The organism is Paenibacillus algorifonticola (assembly GCF_000971975.1).
GTDB lineage: Bacteria > Bacillota > Bacilli > Paenibacillales > Paenibacillaceae > Pristimantibacillus > Pristimantibacillus algorifonticola.
On record NZ_LAQO01000091.1, the window covers coordinates 1 to 1616 of the forward strand.

Consider the following 1616-nt stretch of genomic DNA (forward strand, 5'->3'; position numbering starts at 1 on the left):
TGGTTTATTAGGGTTGCTGAGCGTCTATCTTTCCGCCATTGGACCAGCAAGACAGGCATCTCGAGTATCCCCTCTTGAAGCGGTAAAAAGTGTAGGAAGCACGAAAATAGAAAAAATCACAAGTATTAAGCAATCCCCGCTTGTGAAGAAGTTGTTTGGCATAGAAGGACAATTTGCCAGTCGGAACTTGAAACGGAACAAGAAACGCTTCCGCATTACAGCTTTTTCCATGGTTATCAGCATCATATTATTTATTGTCTTTAGCGGTCTGATTGATTTTTTGAAGCAAACAACGCAATTATCGGGTATTCAATATTCCTATTCGGTTTCCTATGATGGTCCTTCTAAGCGGTCTGATGATTCCGTCTATCAGGACATTCTCAAGCTTGATGCTGTACAACAAGCCTACAAGTTCTACAATAAACAAGCGACGGCTATCATCCCACAGAATAAGGTCAATCCAAGATATTCTGAATTAAGAAAAAATAGTTATCAGCTTAAAGAAGGACAGGGATATCGAAAAGACAACAATTATCTTGTATCCTATGGAAATAACGGCTTGGATGCTTTACAATCCAAACTCACTTCCGGAACGATCGACAAGGAGAAAATGAACCGGGAGAATGGCGTTATCGTTATACAAAAAATAAAGACAATAACGGAACAAGGTAAACAGCTTATTATCGATCAAACCAACTTCAAAGTCGGAGATCAGATCAAAATACGTGCGTCGGAAAAAAGTGGTAAGGAGTACCACACGGTGACTGTGGCCGGAATCGCAGATCAAGAATTGTTAATGAATAAATATACGGAGAGTGAAATTCTCACATTCATTACTACGCCGAATGTATTCGCAAAGATTATGGGCGATGACACTTATTCTAGAATATTTATACTTGCCAATCCCGATCTACCCAACACATCAATAACGGATTACCTTCGAGCATTAACCGAGATTGACGCCGGGTATAACTATACTGATAGAGTCACGGAATTAGCCCAAGCTAAAAACGACGCAACGATAGCCAGTATCTTTCTTTACGGTTTTATTGGCGTCATTGCTTTAATTGCCTTCTTGAATATTGTAAATACAGTGAGTACGAATCTGATTCTTCGCACCAAAGAGTTTGCAGTCCTAAAGGCAATCGGCATGACACAGAAAGAAATTAGGAAAATGATTATTTTAGAAGGGGTATTTTATGGTTTGTTTGCTGCAGTTTACGGAGTTATGATCGGGACGGCTCTAAATTTTGGAATACACCGTCTCTTCATGGATGCTGTGGAAATTGCCTGGGCTATCCCATGGCTCAGTATCGGCTTCGCATTTATAGGCGCAATTATTACCACTCTCATCGCAACAGTGTGGCCAATGTACAGGCTAAATAAAGCCAGTATTGTCGATTCACTTGGAAGGGAAAATTAGGGTGTCTGGGGGTAAATATCCGGATAAAATTCCCGTTTTGACCGACTTGATGTATCTCAATAAAGCATGACGATTCAAAGAGAAATTGAAATGAGAACAGCCCCTTCCATCTTTGAAGGGGCAATTTGTATAAATGAGAAACAGGAGACCTGCTCAGCGATTTTGAAAATTTTGAATAGGGTTTACAACTAAA

Annotated in this window: 1 protein-coding gene; it reads left to right on the forward strand. The window is 40.0% G+C overall.

The genetic code is table 11. The annotated features are described in order from the left end of the window. Positions 1 to 1423 (forward strand): ABC transporter permease (locus WH37_RS33055; RefSeq protein ID WP_046234930.1); only part of this gene is annotated, 1423 nt, incomplete at its 5' end. Between the last annotated feature and the right edge of the window lie 193 nt (positions 1424 to 1616).